Below are 18,631 nucleotides of genomic sequence, written 5' to 3'. Positions count from 1 at the left end.
TGAGGTGGTTCTCGAACCAGGGAAACGGGCCTGCCCACCCCTTGCAACGCCAGCCGCTGGGCCAGCCACCTGAGGTGCGCGGCCCACCCCGGCTACGCCGGGGTGGGGGTGCCGGGGGATTTACACCAAGCCTTGGGACGCCAGCTATTGCGTTGCTTGGGAACCGGAACAAGAGTTGCATCGATGATCTGGCCACCGCGGGCTTGGAGGCCCTGGGAGCGGAGGTATGCCTCAAACATCTCGAAGAGCTCCTCGATAACTTCCGCCTTGCGCAGTCGCTCTCTGAAGAAGGCGACTGTGGTGGCATCAGGAATGCTGTTCATCACACCAAGCCCGACAAACTCCTCAAAGGAGCGCCTGTCATTCACCTGAAATTCAAGCTCTTCATCGCTGAGGTTGAAAAGCTGCTGGAGAACGAGCATCTTGAAAAGGATCAGCGGATCAATCCTCTTGCGCCCTGCATTAGTCTTGCGCTCATGGACATAGCCCTTGTCAAGCAGTGGGCGGAATGAATCCCAAGGGATCGATTCAGAAAGTCGCTGAAGAACCGGCTTCTTCTCCTTGAGCTTTGCGACTCTTTGCTGTTCGTCCCAGAAGCCTCTCTGACCCACTGCAGAATTAGAATGTCATCAATCTAATATTAGCTCAGATTAGGCATATTGCATTGGCTTGTTGATTTATCGAGGTGCCCTTAAGCCATCTCACCGCACGGGTTTCTCAGGCATTACTACTTTCGTTTGGTGTGAATGCCGCGGCATCTGGGCGAGAGCTGATGCTAGCTGGCGGAGCGATTCGCGTTGCGGGACCGTGTGCAGGAGTGGGGCAGATCGCACAGCTCTTGGTGATAGCCGGAATTTTTCTGCTCGCTTTTCCGTTGCCCTTTCATCGCAGCCGATTCTGGATGCTATTCGCCGCTCCCCTGGTTGCTTTTTTCGGCAACGTTGTACGGATTGTGCTTTTGGCAGTGATTAATGCAAGCAACTGGACAAATAAGGACTGGTGGTTTGATTTCTTTCATGAGGACACCGGCTCGATGGTGTTCGCTGCGATTAGCGTAAGTGTGTTTGGTTCTCTCTACATCACAGTTCTAGAGAAACAATTGCGGCTTCTCGATGAACGCTGATGCTCCCTCACCCCGGCTGCTGATTGCCGTACTGTTTGGGTTAACGACTGCTGCTGTGTGTGTCCTGCTATATCTTCTTCTTGCCCCATTGCCATTGCCAGCGCCATTGCAATTAGATTTAACAGAAGCGGTAATACCTGGTTTCCGGATAAAGCCGCTAGTAGGCCATGATTCCTTTTCAGGCCGCAATTTCTCACGCAGTCAGCTGCATCGTTTTGAGGTCAAGGCTGTGGACGGTGGGCTCCCCTTAGAGTTAACACTCGTCAACCTACATAGTCGCAGCCACAAAAACTTTCAGTATGCGTTCAGGGGTCGGGACGCCCCACCGCACGAATGCAAGCCTGATCGCTCACCGCTGAGCGATCAGAGACTCTTCCTTGTCCTTTCTTCTGCCTTCAGGGATCGCTCAGCAGTGACGGCATCACCCCATCGCGGTGATGGGCGATCCAGGCCTGCTCCAGGAACTCCCAGACATCCCGCCCCTGTTGCCTGAGGGTAGTGGTGACCGTGAGCAGGCGGCTCCGGCAGATCGCACCTTGGCGGGATTGGACTCCTTGACTGATCTTGCGCTGAATCACCGATTGGCGCAGGGCACGTTCTGCGGCGTTGTTGGTGGGCTCTATTCCCTCGTTCTCCAGGAAGGTCCACAACCCACCTGTCACCTTCTGGAGCTGCTGGCACGTGCGCACTGTGCTGGCCCAAGGCGTTCGCTCGCCGCGCTGGTAGCCGAGCTCTACTACCCGCTGCAGCGTGGTCTCAAAGGTCTGGCGGATCGGCCGGCAGCTTTGCTGCAAGGCGGGCCAGTCAATCTTTCCCTCCTTGTAGCGGTGCCAGTGGCCAAACAGCTGCTGCTGCAGGCCCAGCAGCTGGGCTCCGAATTCAGCGCTGGCGCCCGGGCGTTCGGCGATGGCCGTCAGGTCGCGGATCAGGTGCGCCCAGCACAGCTGGCGCTGCTTGGTGGGCAGGTGGTTGTAGGCCGAGAAGCGATCGCTCACCACAATCCCGCCAAAGGCGTTCCCCAGCAGCTCGATGGCAGCGGTCGTCGATCGACTCAGCCCTTGCACAAATACCGTCACCACGGCGGTGACCATGACCCACTGCCAGCCCCGCTTTCCAGTGGGATTGTTGCCGTCGGCATTGCCGGTGGGGGCGCCAGTTTCATCTACGTAGGCCACCGGCTGCACGCGGGCAAAAGCAAGGGCCTCCTGCATGGGCTGCTCCAGTGCTGCACTCAAGCGCTGGCGGACCCGTGCAATCGCGCCGCGGCTCATCTCCACTCCTACCAGCTGCTGGAGCAGGGCCTGGGTCTTGCTGAAACTCAACGGAAAGGCACTGCCCAGCAGGCCCACCAGTGCACTGAGCCTTGGGCCGTAGTGACTGGCCTCCACATCCGCCGGCAACGAGGCGCAGGTGCTGGTGGAACAGCAGGGGCAGACCAGGCGATGCAGCCGGTGCTCGATCACCAGCGGGGTAATCGGCGGGATCTCGATCACCTGATGGCGCAGGGGATCGAGATCCTCTCCCTGGAGCAAGGTGCCACAGCGGCGGCAGGCATCAGGGTGGTGATCCACCACCTGATCCACCCGCTCGATCGACAGCAGCTCTGGTCCGGATCCGGGATGGCCCTGCTGGCCGCCCCGCTTGCGGCCACTGCCCTTGCGCCGTTCTGGCGGCTTAAAACCCAGACCATCACTGGAGGGAGGTTTGGATGAGTTGCGAGAGCTGCGTCCGATCCGCTCACGCAGGTTTGCCAACTCGGTGGCCAAGGAGGTGAGTTGGCCGCGCAACAGCTCGATCTCCTGCTGCTGGGCGTTGATCAGCGCTCTGACGCTGGCGGGAGTTTCCAGCCAGTCGGCTTCTGGAATTCCAGCCGGATGTGCGGTCATCACAGGCGGGTCTCTACCTGAGATGCAACCGGAAATCAAGCTGTCGTCAAGGGTTCAGCAGGGCCGATGTTCGCCGCGAGCTGTCACGCCCCCTGAACGGATACAACTTTCAATTGGCAGCCCTCACACATGGGGCGGACTCACCGGCAGGTTTGGAGCTGCGGCAACGACGCGTTATTTCTAAGTCTCCAGCAGTAGCGATCGGTAATTTGTCTGGTAAGCAGCCTAGAACAGCTTTACAAAGCTGTCTGATTGACGGCAGCCGCATCACCGATTTATCCAGCATTGAGGGAGTCGTTGGCGGTGTGACCCAGGATGAACTTACTGGCTTGCTTAGGCCACGCCATAGGAGTGGTGCGACACTACCTCTGTTGCAGCGTATTTTTGCAAGGCTTCTGAATTTAGAGCCCAATGTGCGCTGGCAGTGTTTGCTGGTGAGCGTAGCCACATCAGAGCCAGGACAAGCAGGCGAAGCTGCGCTTTTCGAGTTCTGGCGGGCATCAGCCCACACATTATCTCTGCTTGCCCCTTAACAACACAACTTACAATAGCTGAGTTGAGTGCAGTATTGAAGACAGCGATACTTGCAGGCTCGTATCCAGTTTTATATCGTCGTAAAAATCGCTCAAGATCAATCGCGCATCCCAGGCTCGCACGCTATTTCACTCTTAAAGCAGAATCACTATGCACTTGAATGACATGCCAAGCGAAGCACTTGTAAGGCTAGAAATTCATGAAATTCGCCTCTTTGTAGCAGAATACTAAACGCTTTGGCGCTCCAAGGCCCCAGCTTCACAGCGGTACCGCCAGCGCAATTTGCCAGGAGCGAGCCGATGCCTACGAGAAGCTCCGCTAGGCTCATCCAAGACGCTGGAGCCGATCCACTCGCTGCTGGCGCCAACCCGAAGACGTGTGGATCAACAAGCCACCAGAGGAACCAGATCCGATCCTCGCGCTACCCTTAATCGAGGCCGCCTGAATGGCAGCCAAGGAGTGACATCTTCCCTGAAAGTCACCGCCCTCTGCCAGGAAAGTTGACGCCTCTCCATCCCGATCACTTTTTCCACCAGGGGGCTTGAGGGAGCAGAGCCATGCGGCGCTACAGCGATGCCGTCAAAGCTGATGTGAGGAGGCGGATGAGTCCGCCCATGCGGCAGAGCGTGGCCCAGATCTCAGCAGAGCTGGGCATCCACGTGATCACCCTCTACAAATGGAGGAAGACCTGGCGGTTGCAAGGAGAGCTGGTGCCGGCATCCGATAAGGTCACTGACGGCTGGAGCGCTGCCGACAAGTTGACGGTGGTGCTGGAGACGGCCGGGTTGAACGCCACTGAGCTCAGTGCCTATTGCCGCGAGCGGGGGCTCTTTCCTGAACAGGTGGAGAGCCGAAGGCTGTCCACGCATCGTACTGAGGGCGCGTAGTCTCAATGAAGCCACTTTATTGATAGCCACTAGTACCTATTCATTCATTGATATGCTGGTCGATAGCACTTGGACATACGTCATGCCCTGTCGGCAAGGTTTCTCTGTAAGCTCTTACCACCAACTGCCCAAGCTCATGACAAAGTCGAAAACTAAAATGCCATCCACAGTCGCAATTGTAACCAATCATAAGCAGTACAGTTGACTTGACTGGACCATGCTAAACATTGAGAAAAGTATCATTGCATGAGGCCGGGCTATGGTGAAAAATGCCGCGAATAGACTTCAAGCTTCTCAAAATCTAAACTCTTATGTCCTAAGGGAGATTAGAAGGGTTCTCTCGCTCCAAGAAATAAGTCAGAATGTTCTCGAAGAGTTTGCAAGATATGTAATTGCCAACCACAATAAAAAAGAGCCCACTCTAACCACTGCTGCAATAAAGAAAGCTGTCTATGACCATTTTGGGGTCGGAGAGAAGCGCACAGTCGCCAATCTGCGGAAAAGCTCCCGCTTCTTAATGGAGACAGAAGGCATGGAGATTCCCGCTCTCTCCAGCAGTGAAGGCTGGAAAGCCCTGTACAGAGAGTTTATTGGCTATCTCCCTAGCGAAGAATATCAAGCGGGTTATGGATGTATCAATGGCGTCAACATCTTCCAGTATTTCAAGCCATGGCGAGTCTTTGGACTTGACCCGGAAAAGGCTACACAGCAGGACAAGAAAGATGCGTACTATAGGCTAAGCAAGATCTATCATCCTGACAACAAGGAGACGGGGGATGGACGAATATTTGACCTAATTAATAACATGTATGCAAGTATCACCGCGGAGGCTTGAGGCGCATGACCAAAGCTGCTTATGAAGGGTTCTCCCTATGCGAAGAAGCTGTTGCAAAGTGCTTGGAGATCTCCAGAGAGGAGCTTGACGAGATTGTTGCACATTTCGATTCAGATCCCGATGATCAGTGGGATCTTGTCGAGGGAGAGCACTTTATCTTCGTCAACAAGTCTTTGGGGGAGAGAGCCTTTTCCCTCCGGGGGGCTCATGCCATAGCTGAATACATTAGAGCTACGAAGCCAAGCTCGTTCTGGGAAGGTTTTCTTGAGTTTGTGACTAGGCACAAGACTCGTATCAGAGAGTCCTTAGTCGCTGCCCATATTGTACAGAATAGTTCATCTCTTATCCTGAGATCAAAGCGCCACTACCTTTCAAAACCTGACACTACCAAGATCCTTGGTACTAGTCCTGCTCGCCTTAATCGCTCATTTCAGGAGCTTCAAGCAGCCAGCATGATGAGGCAAGGTGTTGATTTCCTCGATGAGGAAGGCAAACGCTTTTACTCGATACGAGGAGTTAGTCGATTGGCGGAGGACCTTGGTAGTAAGCTTACTTCAAGAGAACGACAGTTATGGTGCCAAGCTGTCAGAGTAACTGGCAATAAAACCATCAAGATGCTCGCCAGCGCAGAGGATCAAAGGCAAGTGAGAATCACAAGGGCGTGCGAGCTCGCTAAGCAGCGTGACAAGAAAACCTGTGTCATAACTGGAAGGAACAGAAAGAAGGAGGACAAGACTAACTTGGTCGCCCATCATCTGTATTCCAAGCAACATTACAGGCATCTTGCTGACAGCATCGATAATCTCATAACTTTATGTTCGGAAGTGCATGAGCAGTTTCACGGATGGAATGGCGGATACTCCAAGCGGTGCACACCAGATGACTTGATTCAGTTTGTCCAGCAGATTTATCCCCAGAGCTCTGGCCGTGTGACGATGATTGTCATGAATGCAAAGATGAAGCTTGGCGAGCAGTCGCAAACTGCCTAGTTGCCCATCTTGGGGTGCTGCATTGCTCGGTGTGGCCTCCATTCAGGAGTGGCACCCACCTCAGAGAGCTCAAGCAGACCGCCAATGCCGAGATCTCCCCTTCGAGCAGGAGGGCTACCGACAAACTCAAGGTAGTGATTGAGACCGCTGGCTTGAACGCCATCGAGCTCGGGGGCGGGGGGGGGGGAAGCTCTCCGTGGACGCCCTCGCCAGGCTTGCCCTAAGATGTCTCGTGGGCGTCGATGCAGGCCACTCGGATGGTTACGGCTTGTCCGGCAGCGTCTTTCATCCGGATGGTGTCGCCATCGCCCACCGAGATCAGGGTTACAGGACCGCTGGGCACTGTGGAAGCAGGGCGCCGCTGTGACAGTGGAACTGACGTACTCGGAGCCGGAGCCCTGATCAGTGCGCTGGTGGTCCCACGCGGAGAGCAGCTGCCACCGCTACTGAGGTCGTCTGGTTTTTCTGGACAGCCTCCATCGTTAACCTCTGAGGCAGGGCACTGCCCCTGAAAGAGGCTCCCACCGAAGAGCAAGCGCCGTACCCACACTCCCGAGTTCAAGCCTAAGTTCGCCATGGATCAGCACTGGGTTCCCGCGCAGGAGCCTGTTCATTAGCTCGTGTTGGCTGCTGCGGGGCGTGGAGCCGACCTCGCCCTGACACGCAATGGACTATTCATGGAAGGGACCCAAGGGAGCTTCCCGTGTCCAAAGCCCAGCTCAACGCCTTCATGGTCAAAGTGGCGGGCGATGCTGCCCTCAAGGCCCAGGTCGACGCCGCCGCAGATTCAGCAGCGGTGGTCGCCATCGCTAGTGGAGAGGGTCACAGCTTCACGGCAGCCACCTGGTCCCGTCACGTTCGTGGCTAAGGGGTGATCGACGCCTCAAATCCGGGTCTCTCACTAGATGACAACTGCCATCAGCACCATGCTGATGGTCTTTCCGATTCGGCATTGCCGGTCTTGTGGGCTTGCCTGATCTTTACCAGCCTGCCGATAAAGTCTGGAGGCTGTCATGTCTTGAGCCTGACCTTTGCGCGCAGCGCCCTTGAACTCTGGGCTCGAAGTCAGGCGTTCCCGGGCTGAATGGCCCTTGACGGGGTTTTTCAGCAAACTCTTAGGAGTTTGCGGAAAAACCAGCTGAGACGTCGCGTTTTCCCCTCCTGAGAGCTGTTGCAGCTCATTTCGGTCTGGTTTTCAGGGTTTCAGCGGTTCAGAGCACGCGTTTCGGTGTGTTTGGCCCCTCTGGGGCACCCTGATCACTGCCGTCTGGGCACACTTCTGGGCAACCACCTGTTCACGCCGCCGCCATCGCCGGTTTGAGCAGGTTGCCCAGGCGGATCAGGTTGTAGGCGATCACGTGCAGGCCAAACACCGCACTCACCTTTTCGCTGCCGCGCAGCTTGAACTGGCGCAGGCCGCCCCACTGTTTGATCCAGCCGAACACCTTCTCAATGCCGCGGCGGGCATGGATCGACTTGGCGTAGCCCTGGTGGCGGGTGGTGCGGCCATCGATGGCGGAACCACCAGATCGGGCGGTGTTCTGCACCACGTGCGGCGTCACGCCGATGCGGCGCATCTCGGCGACAAAGCCCCTGGTGTCGTAGTGCTTGTCGGCACCGATGGTTTTCTGGTGGGCACCGGGACTCAGGGTGCCATCGTCGGAAAAGTGCTCGTTGCTGAGCAGCGGTTTGACCTCCGGCGCTGCCAGCAGCTTCTCCAGGAATCTCCCCATCACCTGCTTGTTCAGGAGCCGCTCCCGGTTCTTGGTGAATGTCGTCGGATGCCAGATCGGATCATCCGGGCTCAGGCCCACAATCCAGCGGAACAGCAGGTTGTAGTGGAGCTGCTCCAGCAGCAACCGCTCTGAGCGGATCCCGTAGAACGCCTGCAGCAACGAGGCCAGCAGCAACTGCTCCGGCGGCATGGAAGGGCGGCCTTCTGAGGCATAGAGCTGACAGAAGGTGGGATTCAGGCGATCGAGGGCTTGGTCCGCCAGCTTGCGAATCCGCCGCAGCGGATGAGTGGCCGGGATCCGATCCTCGATCGAGACGTAGGAGAATAGTGAGCCGCTGCGCTCCCGTTGACCTCGCATCTGGGCTGGGCAACTGGCCCATTTTCGCAGAGATGGCCGGGTTTTTCAGCAAACTCTTAGGCAGCCCGTCGGCTCTTCACCTCTACATCTACGCTTGTCCAACGGGCTTGCGCTTCTCTTATCTGCTGCGGCGCCCACAAGACACGACCTGTCTTCCCCGGTGTTGTTTTTATGAAATGGATACCAGCCTCTAGCCTTCCCATTTGGCGAAGCCTGTAGAGCGAAGCGCGTGAGATGCCAACTTCAACAGCGGCCTTCTCTGCACTTACCCAAGGCCCCGCATGTACTGCGGTAGTCATGAGATCAGTATGTAGAGATTGACAGCCTTCTGGAGTTAGCGGTGTTGCGCCGCTTCGGCTGCGGCACTCTGCCTCACGCAGAGCCAATAGGCGATTGCCTTACACCAGATCCCTGCCGAGGGGTGCTGATGCGTCCGCCAGGAAGGACGTCTGGCGTGCTTTGAATCTACACGGGCTTGCCTCAATCTGTCAACCGTCGGTAATTGAGACCCCTATTGATTGCAGCATCGATAGTCTCTTGATCACTCCAAGTGCCATAGACCGATTGATGTGTATTGACTGAGTGCCCCATCAATGCAGCAGCAATCCTCGGGCTTAATCCATAGCTTTGATGCGCCCTTAGTGCATAGCCGTGTCGGAATCCATACACAGTGCAACCCATGCGCGCAAGGAGCTGCCAAGACTCCTGTCGCATGAGGTAGCGCCTGGCTGCTTCTGCCACGCCTCCTCCAAATGGCGGCAGCGCCTCACCAGCCACCAAGCGGTCGCGCAAGGACCACTCCTGCTCCCACTCGGGATGGAGAGCCCTGAGCGGCCGGGGCTTGGTGACCCCTCCCCCGCTGCGCTTCTGGTAGTCACACCACAACTGCCCATCAGGCCGAGGCCGCAGATGTAGCAGCTCCACTGGCCGTAGCCCGTAGGCAGCGATCAGCCGCAGTGCGTAGCTCCATCGCTGGCCAGCCGCATCAATGGGAAGAGCCTCCAGTAGACACAGAATCTGCTCATCCGAGATCGGCACTGCCACTTCCTTGCTCGACAGGGCTTCTCCGACGAACCGGCTCAGGCTGCTAGGTGGTGTCCACCGGTCGGGCGGCAAGAGATCCTCGTCACAGGCCCAGCGGAGCATTGCCGCAACGTGCTGGATTGCGATCTGGCGGCGGCGGGCGCCTGCAGGCCACTTCTCCCCAAGCGTGCAGAGCAACTCCTTGGCGTTGGTCGACCCTTCGACCACCTGAGACAACCGCTTCTCGGTCTGCTTGTAGTCCTTGGCCCAGGTGGTGGGTTTGATTCGCCCGCTGCGGACTTTGTCTTCACCGAAGCGGGACCAAATCCCCATGAGGTCTGGGGTCCCTGCTGGGGGGGCGGGAGCCGCCTTCTGGGTGCCGGTAAAGGGAGCAGCGGCTTCGACCAGCGAAGACCCTGCTGCAACCTGCTCCACGATCCGCTCTACGGCCGCTTGGATCTCCCGAGCCTGGGCCGGAACCCACGCATATGGCAGCACCACGGAGCGGCGGCTTCCATCAGCGAAGCGGACGAACAGCTTCGCCTTGCCCCTCATGGGGCTGACGCACCAGGCCCGACCCACGGACGAGAGGAGGTTGGCCCGCAGCCCCCGCACCCACAGCGCGGAGGCCGCTTCCTGCTGCTGGGATGCCATGAGCGCTGAGAGCTGTGAGAGCTGAGTGAGAGCTGAGTGAGAGCTGAGTGAGAGCTGAGGGGAGCCTAATCGGGACAAATGGCGACAAGCTGCGACAAGTGGGCAGCCAGGGCTATCCCAATGGCCAGAAGCTCTGCAGTGCCTAATCTCAGGCCACATCAGGCGTGGCGGGCCACCACCACGTAGTGTGGTGGCCAACGGGGCGTGGCGCAGCTTGGTAGCGCGGGTGCTTTGGGAGCACTAGGTCGCAGGTTCGAATCCTGTCGCCCCGACTGACTTTTCACCGATCGACCAAGGGAGATGGGAGAGATTTGGGGAGAGATTCCCGCTCCGCTCCCCGCCGGGTGATCTCTCCCGCTCCAGATGGGAGAGGTTCTCTCCCGTGCTCGGTCGGACCGGATGGGCCACTGAAGCCTGATTGCCGTGAGGCCTCCAGGATTGAGGTCCTGATCCGCCAAGGGCCGAGGTTGTGTCCAATCGCCTGATCATTTCCGACAACCGTGACGACCCGGGCAACCCGCTGGTGCTCGATGGTGAAGCCATTGACGCAGCGGCGCGGGATCCCCTGGCGATCGGCAAGCTGATGGTCGATCAGGTCTGGGCCGAGGGGAGCGATCCCACAGGTGGGGGCCTGTACTACGAGCGCAGCAGCAACCAGCACCGGCGGCTGCAGGCCTTTGAGACCGGCAGCGAAGACTTCATGACCGGCGGCTGGGTGCGGGTGCTGGCCAGCGCCGAGCAGGTCCGCAAGGAGCGTCCTGGGATGGAGCGTGCTGCCAAAGCTGGCCTGGTGAAGATCCATGGCACCCACCGGGGCGTGCTGCTGGTGGAGTTCATGGACGTTCCCTGGGGCTGAGCAACCGCCGCAGGGCTCCGGTCGGATTCGCTGAGCGCACCTCTCGGTGCGACGACGGCCGTCCTTCAGCGTGCCACGGCTGCACCGTGGCGTGCATCGGCCAGCCGCCGCCGCCCTCCGCTCCGGGGCCGGTGTGGGGGTGGTGGGCAGAGCCGCTCTCCCGCGACTGCGGTGGCCGGGCCTTCGCTCGCGTTGATGGGGAGGAGGAAGGCCCCAGGCTTCCTCGCGCGGCTGCGCGGTCAGCTGGGCATTCCGTGCGGAATCTGGCGGGTCTGCTTATCAGCTTTCCGATCCATCAGCGCATGGCTTTGCTTTGCGTAGATCCATTGCCCCGCAAGCACTCTGCTCGCCTCTCAGTGCGTTTGTACTGGTAGAATAAGACCTGCGCCAAAGGCCACGAGCCCATCGCCTGCGGCAACGAAATCCTTGGACAACTTGCCCCGTTCGTTTGCTCTGTAGCCCATGAGCTTGTCCTCTGCTGCAGTGGCCCAGGCCGCTGCATTGTCTCTTCCTGGCCTGTTGCCGCCGCCGGCGTTGGCCCATCGCTCGGTCGTCATCGTCGCCGCTGGTGGCCGTGATCTCGTCTGGCCCCAGGAGCGCATCGCCTCCGCCCTGCTCCAGCGCAGCGGTGGCCGGCCTGTCCATCTGCTGCTGCATGGCGGGGCCCGTGGCGCTGATCGCGCTATCGGCCGCGCCGCCCATCAGCTCGGCTGGCGGGTCCAAGAGCTCGCCGCTGATTGGCGCCGCCATGGCCGCGCTGCGGGCCCCATCCGCAATCGCCTTCTGCTCGAACAGGCCCTGGTGGAGGCCCAGACCCACACCTCCCCAGCGTTCAGCGCCTCGGTGCTGGTGATCGCCTTCCCCGGCGGAGCAGGCACGGCCTCGCTGGTGCAGCAGGCCCGCCGCTGCTCCTCCCGTGCGCCGGTGCCGGTGGTGGTGATGGAAGTACCGCCGCCCTTCTCACCGGAGCCCCTCGCCGCCTGAGCGGCATCCGCCGCCCCGTTCCTCTTGTTCCTCGTTCCCATTCACATCCCCATGGCTGTTCTCACTGCCCCCGCCGCTCCTCTCTCCCCATCTCTCCCCCAGGCCGCCGGGCCGTCCTGCTCCCTGCAGCGCACCGGTTCGCTCTGGCAGCTGGGCATTGAGGCCCAGGAGCTCACCACCGCCATCGGCCAGCTGGCCGAAAAGCTCGAAACCGATGACGACGACGCCCGATCTCATGCCCTCGCTGAGTTGGAGGCCGCCCTCCTTGCGGAAGAGGGCAACAAGCAGGCTCTCGCCGCCAAGGCCGATGCCACCTGCTGGGTGATCGAGCACCTCCGCGGCCAGGCCGCCTACCGGCAGCAGCAGGCAAAGCGGCTCACCGATCTCTCCCGCTCCGATGCCAGCCGGGCCGACGCGCTGGAGGAGTCGCTGGTGTTTGTCCTCACCCAGCTCCAGCCGGCAGCCACCCGCTTCTCGTTCCCGAATCACGAGCTCACCTCCCGCAAGTCCTCTGCCGTGGTGATTGACGACGAGCAGGCCCTCGATCCCGCCTGGTTGAGCTTCACCACCACCAGCAAGCCGGACAAGGCCGCCATCAAGGAGGCCCTCAAAGCTGGCCAGCAGATCACCGGTGCCCAGCTCCTCTCCCGCCGCTCCTGGCGCATCTGCTGAGGGGGCAAAGCCCCCTCACAGGTGGGGTCCTGGCTGAGCAGCCGGGGCCCTCTCCCCTCCTCACACCATTGCTTCCAACGCCATGACCGTCGCCGTTCCATCCGCCAACGGTGCCCGCACCACCAGCCGCCCTGCTCCTCCTCGACCCAACCAGAGGCCTCCATCGGCCCTGGAGCTGATCCGCTCTGCTGACCGCGCCGAGGAGGCCCTACCAGAAGCTGACTCCGCTCCCCAAGCTCATCCCTCCGGCTTCTCCCCAGAACAGCTCGCTGCACTCTCCGCTCCCCTCGATCGAGCCAACGTCCGCCAGCGGGAGCAGGGCCGCAGCCGTGTGAGCTATCTGGAGGGTTGGCAGGTGATCGCGGAAGCGAACCGCATCTTTGGCTTTGATGGCTGGCAGCGGCAGACGATCGCCCTCCGCTGTGTCGCCCAGGCCGAACGGTTGATTGGCCGGGACCAGAAGCCTGGCTGGGGTGTCACCTTCACCGCCCGCGTGCGCGTCACCGTCACCGCCGGAGGCCTGGTGCCTCTGGTCCGCGAGGGGAGCGGCGCTGGCCACGGCATTGACGTGGATCTGGGCCAGGCCCATGAATCCGCCCTCAAGGAGGCCGAGACCGACGCGATGAAGCGGGCGCTCATGACCTTCGGCAACCCGTTTGGCCTCGCTTTGTACGACAAGGCGCAGAGGCAGGTCAGCAGCGCAGGAGGCCAGGGTGATGGAGCTCAGCGGCCAGGCGGGCAGCGGCCTCCCGTGAGCCGGCCGGCAGCTGGCGCTCCTACTGCCGCCGGAACATCCCCGGCCCAAGGCCGCACCCAGGCCGCGGCCCCCACACAACAGCCATCAGCCCCGGCTGATCCCGGCCAGCAGGCCCTCGATGCCGACACGATCCAGCACCTCCACACCAGCCTGCGGGCTCTCCCCAGGCCCCAGCTGGAGAGCCTCACCCGGGCCTTCCGCAAGCGATTCCAGATTCCCGAGGAGGCGGTGACCATCGCCGATCGGATCAACCAGAGGCGACACCACGACTGGATCGAAGCGTTTTTGGTGTCGCACCGGGAGGTGCGCTTGGCAGACCAGCACCAGGCTTGTCACCAGGCCGGCTGACCTCACCAGCTGTGACAAGCCCGCAGCCGCAGCCAGGCAACATCTGCGGCTGCGGCGCGACCTCCATTTCAGATGGGCCAGCCATCCTCAAGGAGGTCAGCATCCGGGTTGTTGTATCTCTTGACAGCGTCCAGCCAGTCCGGCAGCTCATCCTTGATCTGCTGTTTCAGCGAGGTGAACTCTTCAGGCTTGATCAGCCCTCGCTCGGCCATGAAGCCATAGAACTTCTTCAGGCTGGTGGCATTGGCCTTGACCGTGGTTTTGTTGGACCACATGGCCTTGTGAATAAACCAGTCGCCAAGAAACTCGCCAACACAGCTGACTCCATCGGCAGGCGTCAATAGATCTGCGTAGAGCAGGAAGTGATTCAAATAGAAGTCCAGATTGGTGCAATGGCTTCTGATCGTTGCCGCGCCAAGGCCAGCCTTCTTGAGCCAATGACTGAATTCGCCAAGAAGGGCTGCATTCTCCTGGCGGATCTGTTGACAACGTTTGTCGTACTCCGATTCGTCGTCGAGCATCAGATTTCGCTCATCGGTGCTGGCCCTGCCGATGCCGGTCGCATCGGCCATGGACTTCCACCCATGTTGCCGGGAGTACGTCAGCAGCCGAGGAGGACGTTGCAAGAGGCTGTAAGCATGGCCCGATGGCACCGCGGGGAGGCATGAACAAGCCGGTCGCTGGCCGGTCCCGCGGGATGGCGGACACCGCAGCCGAGCCCACCGAGGTGCTGGCCGGCTCGATCGAGCGTGTCACCTTCCACAACCCCAGCAACGGCTTCTGCGTGCTGCGCATCAAGGCGCGCGGTCACCGCGAGCTGGTGACGGTGGTGGGCCATGCCGCCGAGATCAGTGCTGGCGAGTGGGTCACGGTGAGTGGCACCTGGGTGAATGACCGGGAGCACGGCCAGCAGTTCAAGGCCGCCTTCCTGCGCTCCTCACCGCCCACCACCGCCGAGGGGATCGAGAAGTACCTGGGCTCCGGGATGATCCGCGGCATCGGCCCGATCTACGCCAGCAAGCTCGTGGCGGTCTTCGGGGCGGAGGTGTTCGAGGTGATCGAACAGGCCCCCGAGCGGCTGCGGGAGGTGCCGGGCATCGGCAAGGTGCGCGCCGGCCGGATTGCTCAGGCCTGGGCTGATCAGAAGGTGGTGCGCGAAATCATGGTCTTCCTGCACAGCCATGGCGTCGGCACCGCCCGGGCGGTGCGGATCTTCAAGACGTACGGGAACGACGCCGTGCAGGTGATGGCGGAGAACCCCTATCGCCTGGCGCGCGACATCCGCGGCATCGGCTTTCGCACCGCCGATGCCATCGCCGCCCGCCTCGGCATCGAACCCACCGCCACGATCCGGCTGCGGGCGGGGATCAACTACGCCCTGCTGGAGGCCAGCGGTGATGGCCACTGCGGCCTGCCCACCGCCGAGCTGCTCAAGCTGGCGGGTGAGCTGCTGGCGGTGGACCGCCCCGATGAAACCGGCTCCAGCAATCGCGAGCCGCTGGAGCCGGAACAGATCCAATCAGCCCTGGATCTCGAGCTCGCAAAAGGTGCCGTGGTGGCGGACAGCCTGGCGGACGAGCCGGCGATCTTCCTGGCCCACCTGCACAAGGCCGAGCGCCAGATCGCCGAATCGCTTCAGGAGCTGGCGCAGGGGGCTCCGCCCTGGGGCGTGATCGACTCGGCCAAGGCAATCGGCTGGGTGGAGCAGCGGCTTGGCCTGCAGCTGGCCGCCAGCCAGCAGGAAGCGGTGGAGCAGGCCCTGGCCAGCAAGGTGTTGGTGATTACCGGCGGGCCAGGGGTGGGCAAGACCACCCTGATCAACGCCATCCTGCAGATCCTGGCGGCCAAGAAGCTGCGCATCCAGCTCTGCGCCCCCACCGGCCGCGCCGCCAAACGCATGGCTGAGGCCACCGGCCTGGAGGCGAAAACGATCCATCGGTTGCTGGAGTTCGATCCGGCCAGCTACGGCTTCCGGCGTGGCGCCGAGTTGCCGCTGGAGTGCGACCTGCTGGTGGTGGACGAGACATCGATGGTGGATGTACCGCTGATGGCCTCGCTGCTGGCGGCGATCCCGCCGGAGGCGGCGCTGCTGCTGGTGGGCGATGTGGACCAGCTGCCGTCGGTGGGTCCAGGGCAGGTGCTGGCCGATGCGATCAACAGCGGTGCGCTGCCGGTGACGCGGCTCACCGAGGTGTTTCGCCAGGCGGCATCCAGCCGGATCATCACCACTGCCCACGCCATCAACGGCGGCACCATCCCCGATCTGCGGGCCCCGGCCGAGGGCGTAAGCAGCGACTTCTACTTCCTGCCGGCCGAGACGCCTGAGCAGGCGGTGGCCCTGATCTTGAAAGTGGTGGGCGAGCGCATCCCGGCTCGCTTTGGCCTCGATCCGATCGCCCAGGTGCAGGTGCTCTGCCCGATGGCGCGCGGCGGCTGCGGCTCGCGCTCGCTGAACATCGAGCTGCAGAAGCTGCTCAACCCAGATCCGCCCGAGCACGTGGAGCGCTTTGGCTGGCGGTTCGCGCCGGGCGACAAGGTGATGCAGATCGCCAACGACTACGAGAAGGAGGTGTTCAACGGCGATGTGGGCACCATCGATTCGATCGACTCAGACAACAGCGAATTGAGCGTGTTGTTCCCAACCAACGAGGCCGGCGCCGCAGGCGGCCGGGCCGTGATCTATGGCTGGGGAGAGCTCGACACCCTGGTGCCGGCCTATGCCTGCACGATCCACAAGAGCCAAGGCAGCGAGTACCCAGCGGTGGTGATTCCGCTGCTGACACAGCACTACGCGATGCTGCAGCGGAACCTGGTGTACACGGGCCTCACCCGCGGCAAGCAGCTGGTGGTGCTGGTGGGCCAGAAGAAGGCCCTGGCCATGGCCGTGAAGAACCACCTGGGGCGGAAGCGCTACACCAAGCTGGCGGAGTGGCTCACTCCGGAGCGGCTTTCAGCGGACATGGGTCACAACCACGGCAGTTGACAACGCCTGCAGGCCTGGCAAAAAGAGGCTGTCGATCCACCCAACTCCCGCATCATGCTGACCGGTTCTGATCTTCTGGCGAAAGTCAAGGAGCTGGGCGATGCCTCCAAGTCTGATCTGGTACGGGGTTGCGGCTATGTGAGCACCAAGAAGGACGGCACGGAGCGCCTGAACTTCACGGCCTTCTATGAGGCGCTGCTGGAGGCCAAGGGCATGAGCCTGGGCACCGGAGCGGGTGGCGGACGTGGTAAGGCAGGCCGCAGCCTGAGTTATGTGGCCAAGGTTCAGTTCAACGGCAATCTGCTGGTCGGCAAGGCCTACACCGCTCAGCTGGGCTTGGAACCCGGCGATGAGTTCGAGATCAAGCTGGGCCGCAAGCAGATCAAACTCATCCCCCTTGGCGCTGCAGAAGAGGATTGAGCGACGGTTTCCAGCACAGGGGGCCTGCGGTGTATGGCCCCTGAGGGCCGTTGAACGAGACAATCGACTCCGGCCGCTGCTTGTCCCTGGCCACGCACACCACCCCCCTGCAGATCCGCCCCTATGAAGCCGCCGACTGGCCGGCGGTGTGGGCGCTGCTGGAGCCGGTGTTCCGCGCCGGTGAAACCTTCCCTCACGACCCGGCCATCACCGAGGCGGAAGCTCAAGTGGCGTGGGTGGAGCAGAGCCAGGCGGTGATGGTGGCCGTGGATGCCGCGGGTGCGCTGGTGGGCACCTACTACCTGAAGCCCAACTCCCTCGCCCTCGGCGCCCACGTCGCCAATGCGGGCTACGTAGTGGCCGACCACTGCAGGCGCCAGGGAATCGGCAGCAGGCTCTGCCAGCACTCCCTGCAGGCGGCGCGGCGACTGGGGTTTCGGCTGATGCAGTTCAACCTGGTGGTGAGCACCAACACGGCCGGCATCCGCTGCTGGCAGCGCAACGGCTTTCAGGTCGTCGGCACTCTGCCTGGGGCGTTTCGCCACCGGCAACGGGGCTATGTCGATGCCCTGGTGATGGTGCAGGCGCTGGTGGAGGGGCCTGGAGCATGAAGGTGGTGCCGTTGCGCCTGCAGCCCGGCGATGACCTGCGCCTGGCTCTGGAGGCCTGGATGGGAGCGCAGCAGGAACTGGCCGGCTGCGTGATCAGTGCCGTCGGCAGCCTGTCGCTGGCCCAGCTGCGCCTGGCAGGAGCGGCCGAGGCCACGGCGATCCACGGCGAGCTGGAGATCGTCAGCCTCTCGGGCACCCTTTCGCCCGATGGCGCCCACCTGCACATCGCCATCGCCGACAGCAGCGGTACCGTGATCGGCGGGCACCTCTGCGCCGGCTCGCTGGTGCGCACCACCGCCGAGCTGGTGGTCGGCCTGCTGCCGGAGTGGCGCTTCCGGCGAGAGCTGGATCCAGCCACCGGCCACGCCGAGCTGCGGATCAGTCCTGGGGATCTGAGCTGAGGGGCGGCAACCGCCGCTCCACCTGCAGGAATACCAACCAGGCCACGCCGGCACTGATGCCGCCGGTCCAGTCGTTGCGGAGCAGCTCCACGATCGACACCGTGCTGGCGCCGATGCGCAGACCGCGCAGCAGGAAGCGGCCCAGTTTCTCCAGCGTGTCGCGGTTCTTCGTCATCGGCTCAGAATGCGTCAGCTCAGGCCGCCGATGGTCAGCACCACCAACTGGCGCAGCTGCTGCAGTTCGGCTGGGGTGATCTGTGAGTAGGTGGCTGCGGTGATGCGTGTCTTGGCCACGCAGGTCAGGCTCTGCGGGAGCAGGTCGCTCACCTTCTTGCAGCCGTTGCTGGGACTGGGCTGCAGCACCACCGTCAGATCGGGGATCGCCAGGGCTGGGTCGCCTGTCATCGGCACCACCAGCACCGTGGGGTAAGCGGGGTCAAACAGCTCGATGTCCTGCACCACGACAGCCGGCCGGAGCTTGTTCGGCTCAGGGGGCTGGGGATCCTGGGCGGGGTGGTCTGGATCCTTGCGCCAGTCAACGGTGACGATCTGCCCAGCCTTGAGCTCCACGCTGG

At 61.6% G+C, this 18,631-nt stretch carries 20 protein-coding genes and 1 tRNA gene; 14 read left to right on the top strand and 7 right to left on the bottom strand.

What is annotated here, in order from left to right; all coding sequences use genetic code 11:
• Positions 1-92 precede the first annotated feature (92 nt).
• Positions 93-611 carry a transposase gene (locus H8F26_RS09540; protein WP_231605115.1) on the bottom strand — a complete coding sequence of 173 codons (519 nt, stop codon included), beginning with the start codon at positions 609-611 and terminating at the stop codon, positions 93-95.
• A gap of 74 nt (positions 612-685) precedes the next feature.
• Here H8F26_RS09540 and H8F26_RS09535 point away from each other — a divergent pair, with 74 nt between their 5' ends.
• On the top strand, positions 686-1,123 hold the full coding sequence (locus H8F26_RS09535; RefSeq protein ID WP_197153751.1) for an archaeosortase/exosortase family protein: 438 nt from the start codon (positions 686-688) through the stop codon (positions 1,121-1,123).
• Between the two features lie 395 nt (positions 1,124-1,518).
• On the opposite strand, the gene H8F26_RS09530 is transcribed toward H8F26_RS09535, so the two are convergent.
• Positions 1,519-3,009, bottom strand: coding sequence for an IS66 family transposase (locus H8F26_RS09530; RefSeq protein ID WP_197153750.1), 1,491 nt, complete (start codon positions 3,007-3,009; stop codon positions 1,519-1,521).
• Between the two features lie 1,136 nt (positions 3,010-4,145).
• Between H8F26_RS09530 and H8F26_RS09525 the strand changes: the two genes are divergently transcribed.
• From H8F26_RS09525 to H8F26_RS09510, 4 genes are all read left to right on the top strand, one after another.
• Positions 4,146-4,430, top strand: a complete 285-nt coding sequence (locus H8F26_RS09525) for a helix-turn-helix domain-containing protein (RefSeq protein WP_231605113.1) — start codon at positions 4,146-4,148, stop codon at positions 4,428-4,430.
• Positions 4,431-4,689: 259 nt separating this feature from the next.
• On the top strand, positions 4,690-5,265 hold the full coding sequence (locus tag H8F26_RS09520; protein ID WP_231605111.1) for a J domain-containing protein: 576 nt from the start codon (positions 4,690-4,692) through the stop codon (positions 5,263-5,265).
• Positions 5,266-5,270: 5 nt separating this feature from the next.
• A complete protein-coding gene (locus H8F26_RS09515; protein WP_197153749.1) occupies positions 5,271-6,254 on the top strand; it encodes an HNH endonuclease in 984 nt (327 codons plus the stop codon).
• A 703-nt stretch (positions 6,255-6,957) separates the two neighbouring features.
• Positions 6,958-7,122 (top strand): Nif11-like leader peptide family RiPP precursor, encoded by a 165-nt coding sequence (locus tag H8F26_RS09510; RefSeq protein WP_197153748.1) that lies wholly within the window; start codon positions 6,958-6,960, stop codon positions 7,120-7,122.
• A gap of 427 nt (positions 7,123-7,549) precedes the next feature.
• Here the strand turns inward: H8F26_RS09510 and H8F26_RS09505 are convergent, their stop codons facing one another.
• Positions 7,550-8,347 (bottom strand): transposase, encoded by a 798-nt coding sequence (locus H8F26_RS09505; RefSeq protein WP_197153747.1) that lies wholly within the window; start codon positions 8,345-8,347, stop codon positions 7,550-7,552.
• A gap of 480 nt (positions 8,348-8,827) precedes the next feature.
• A complete protein-coding gene (locus H8F26_RS09500) occupies positions 8,828-9,925 on the bottom strand; it encodes a hypothetical protein (protein ID WP_197153746.1) in 1,098 nt (365 codons plus the stop codon).
• Between the two features lie 297 nt (positions 9,926-10,222).
• On the opposite strand from H8F26_RS09500, the gene H8F26_RS09495 reads away from it, so the two are divergent.
• The 5 genes from H8F26_RS09495 (at position 10,223) to H8F26_RS09475 (ending at position 13,641) form a co-directional block, all read left to right on the top strand.
• Positions 10,223-10,296 (top strand) — tRNA-Pro (locus H8F26_RS09495).
• Positions 10,297-10,493: 197 nt separating this feature from the next.
• Positions 10,494-10,880 carry a hypothetical protein gene (locus H8F26_RS09490; RefSeq protein ID WP_197153745.1) on the top strand — a complete coding sequence of 129 codons (387 nt, stop codon included), beginning with the start codon at positions 10,494-10,496 and terminating at the stop codon, positions 10,878-10,880.
• Between the two features lie 462 nt (positions 10,881-11,342).
• Positions 11,343-11,864 (top strand): SLOG family protein, encoded by a 522-nt coding sequence (locus tag H8F26_RS09485; protein WP_197153744.1) that lies wholly within the window; start codon positions 11,343-11,345, stop codon positions 11,862-11,864.
• Between the two features lie 51 nt (positions 11,865-11,915).
• The gene (locus H8F26_RS09480; RefSeq protein WP_197153743.1) at positions 11,916-12,536 is read left to right on the top strand and encodes a siphovirus Gp157 family protein; all 621 of its coding nucleotides are present in this window, start codon (positions 11,916-11,918) and stop codon (positions 12,534-12,536) included.
• Positions 12,537-12,618: 82 nt separating this feature from the next.
• Positions 12,619-13,641 carry an RAD52 family DNA repair protein gene (locus H8F26_RS09475; RefSeq protein ID WP_197153742.1) on the top strand — a complete coding sequence of 341 codons (1,023 nt, stop codon included), beginning with the start codon at positions 12,619-12,621 and terminating at the stop codon, positions 13,639-13,641.
• A gap of 68 nt (positions 13,642-13,709) precedes the next feature.
• Here H8F26_RS09475 and H8F26_RS09470 read toward each other — a convergent pair whose 3' ends face one another.
• Positions 13,710-14,213 carry a recombinase gene (locus H8F26_RS09470; RefSeq protein WP_197153741.1) on the bottom strand — a complete coding sequence of 168 codons (504 nt, stop codon included), beginning with the start codon at positions 14,211-14,213 and terminating at the stop codon, positions 13,710-13,712.
• A 125-nt stretch (positions 14,214-14,338) separates the two neighbouring features.
• On the opposite strand from H8F26_RS09470, the gene H8F26_RS09465 reads away from it, so the two are divergent.
• The 4 genes from H8F26_RS09465 (at position 14,339) to H8F26_RS09450 (ending at position 18,056) form a co-directional block, all read left to right on the top strand.
• On the top strand, positions 14,339-16,624 hold the full coding sequence (locus H8F26_RS09465; RefSeq protein WP_197153740.1) for an ATP-dependent RecD-like DNA helicase: 2,286 nt from the start codon (positions 14,339-14,341) through the stop codon (positions 16,622-16,624).
• Between the two features lie 54 nt (positions 16,625-16,678).
• On the top strand, positions 16,679-17,044 hold the full coding sequence (locus tag H8F26_RS09460; RefSeq protein WP_197153739.1) for an AbrB family transcriptional regulator: 366 nt from the start codon (positions 16,679-16,681) through the stop codon (positions 17,042-17,044).
• Between the two features lie 80 nt (positions 17,045-17,124).
• On the top strand, positions 17,125-17,655 hold the full coding sequence (locus H8F26_RS09455; protein ID WP_231605109.1) for a GNAT family N-acetyltransferase: 531 nt from the start codon (positions 17,125-17,127) through the stop codon (positions 17,653-17,655).
• Positions 17,652-18,056: a PPC domain-containing DNA-binding protein gene (locus tag H8F26_RS09450; protein ID WP_197153738.1), complete on the top strand. Its 405-nt coding sequence runs from the start codon at positions 17,652-17,654 to the stop codon at positions 18,054-18,056. The genes H8F26_RS09455 and H8F26_RS09450 overlap by 4 nt, the downstream gene beginning before the upstream one ends.
• Here H8F26_RS09450 and H8F26_RS09445 read toward each other — a convergent pair.
• Complete coding sequence (locus H8F26_RS09445) at positions 18,034-18,231, bottom strand: hypothetical protein (RefSeq protein ID WP_197153737.1); 198 nt, start codon at positions 18,229-18,231, stop codon at positions 18,034-18,036. The two genes, H8F26_RS09450 and H8F26_RS09445, sit on opposite strands and share 23 nt — an antisense overlap.
• Before the next feature lie 14 nt (positions 18,232-18,245).
• Positions 18,246-18,626 (bottom strand): type II toxin-antitoxin system PemK/MazF family toxin, encoded by a 381-nt coding sequence (locus tag H8F26_RS09440; RefSeq protein ID WP_197153736.1) that lies wholly within the window; start codon positions 18,624-18,626, stop codon positions 18,246-18,248.
• Positions 18,627-18,631 lie beyond the last annotated feature (5 nt).

Source organism: Synechococcus sp. CBW1006 (genome assembly GCF_015840525.1).
In the GTDB taxonomy this organism is placed as follows: Bacteria; Cyanobacteriota; Cyanobacteriia; order PCC-6307; family Cyanobiaceae; genus CBW1002.
The sequence above is the reverse complement of the archived record's forward strand: the minus strand, read 5'-3'. Positions and strand labels throughout refer to the sequence as shown.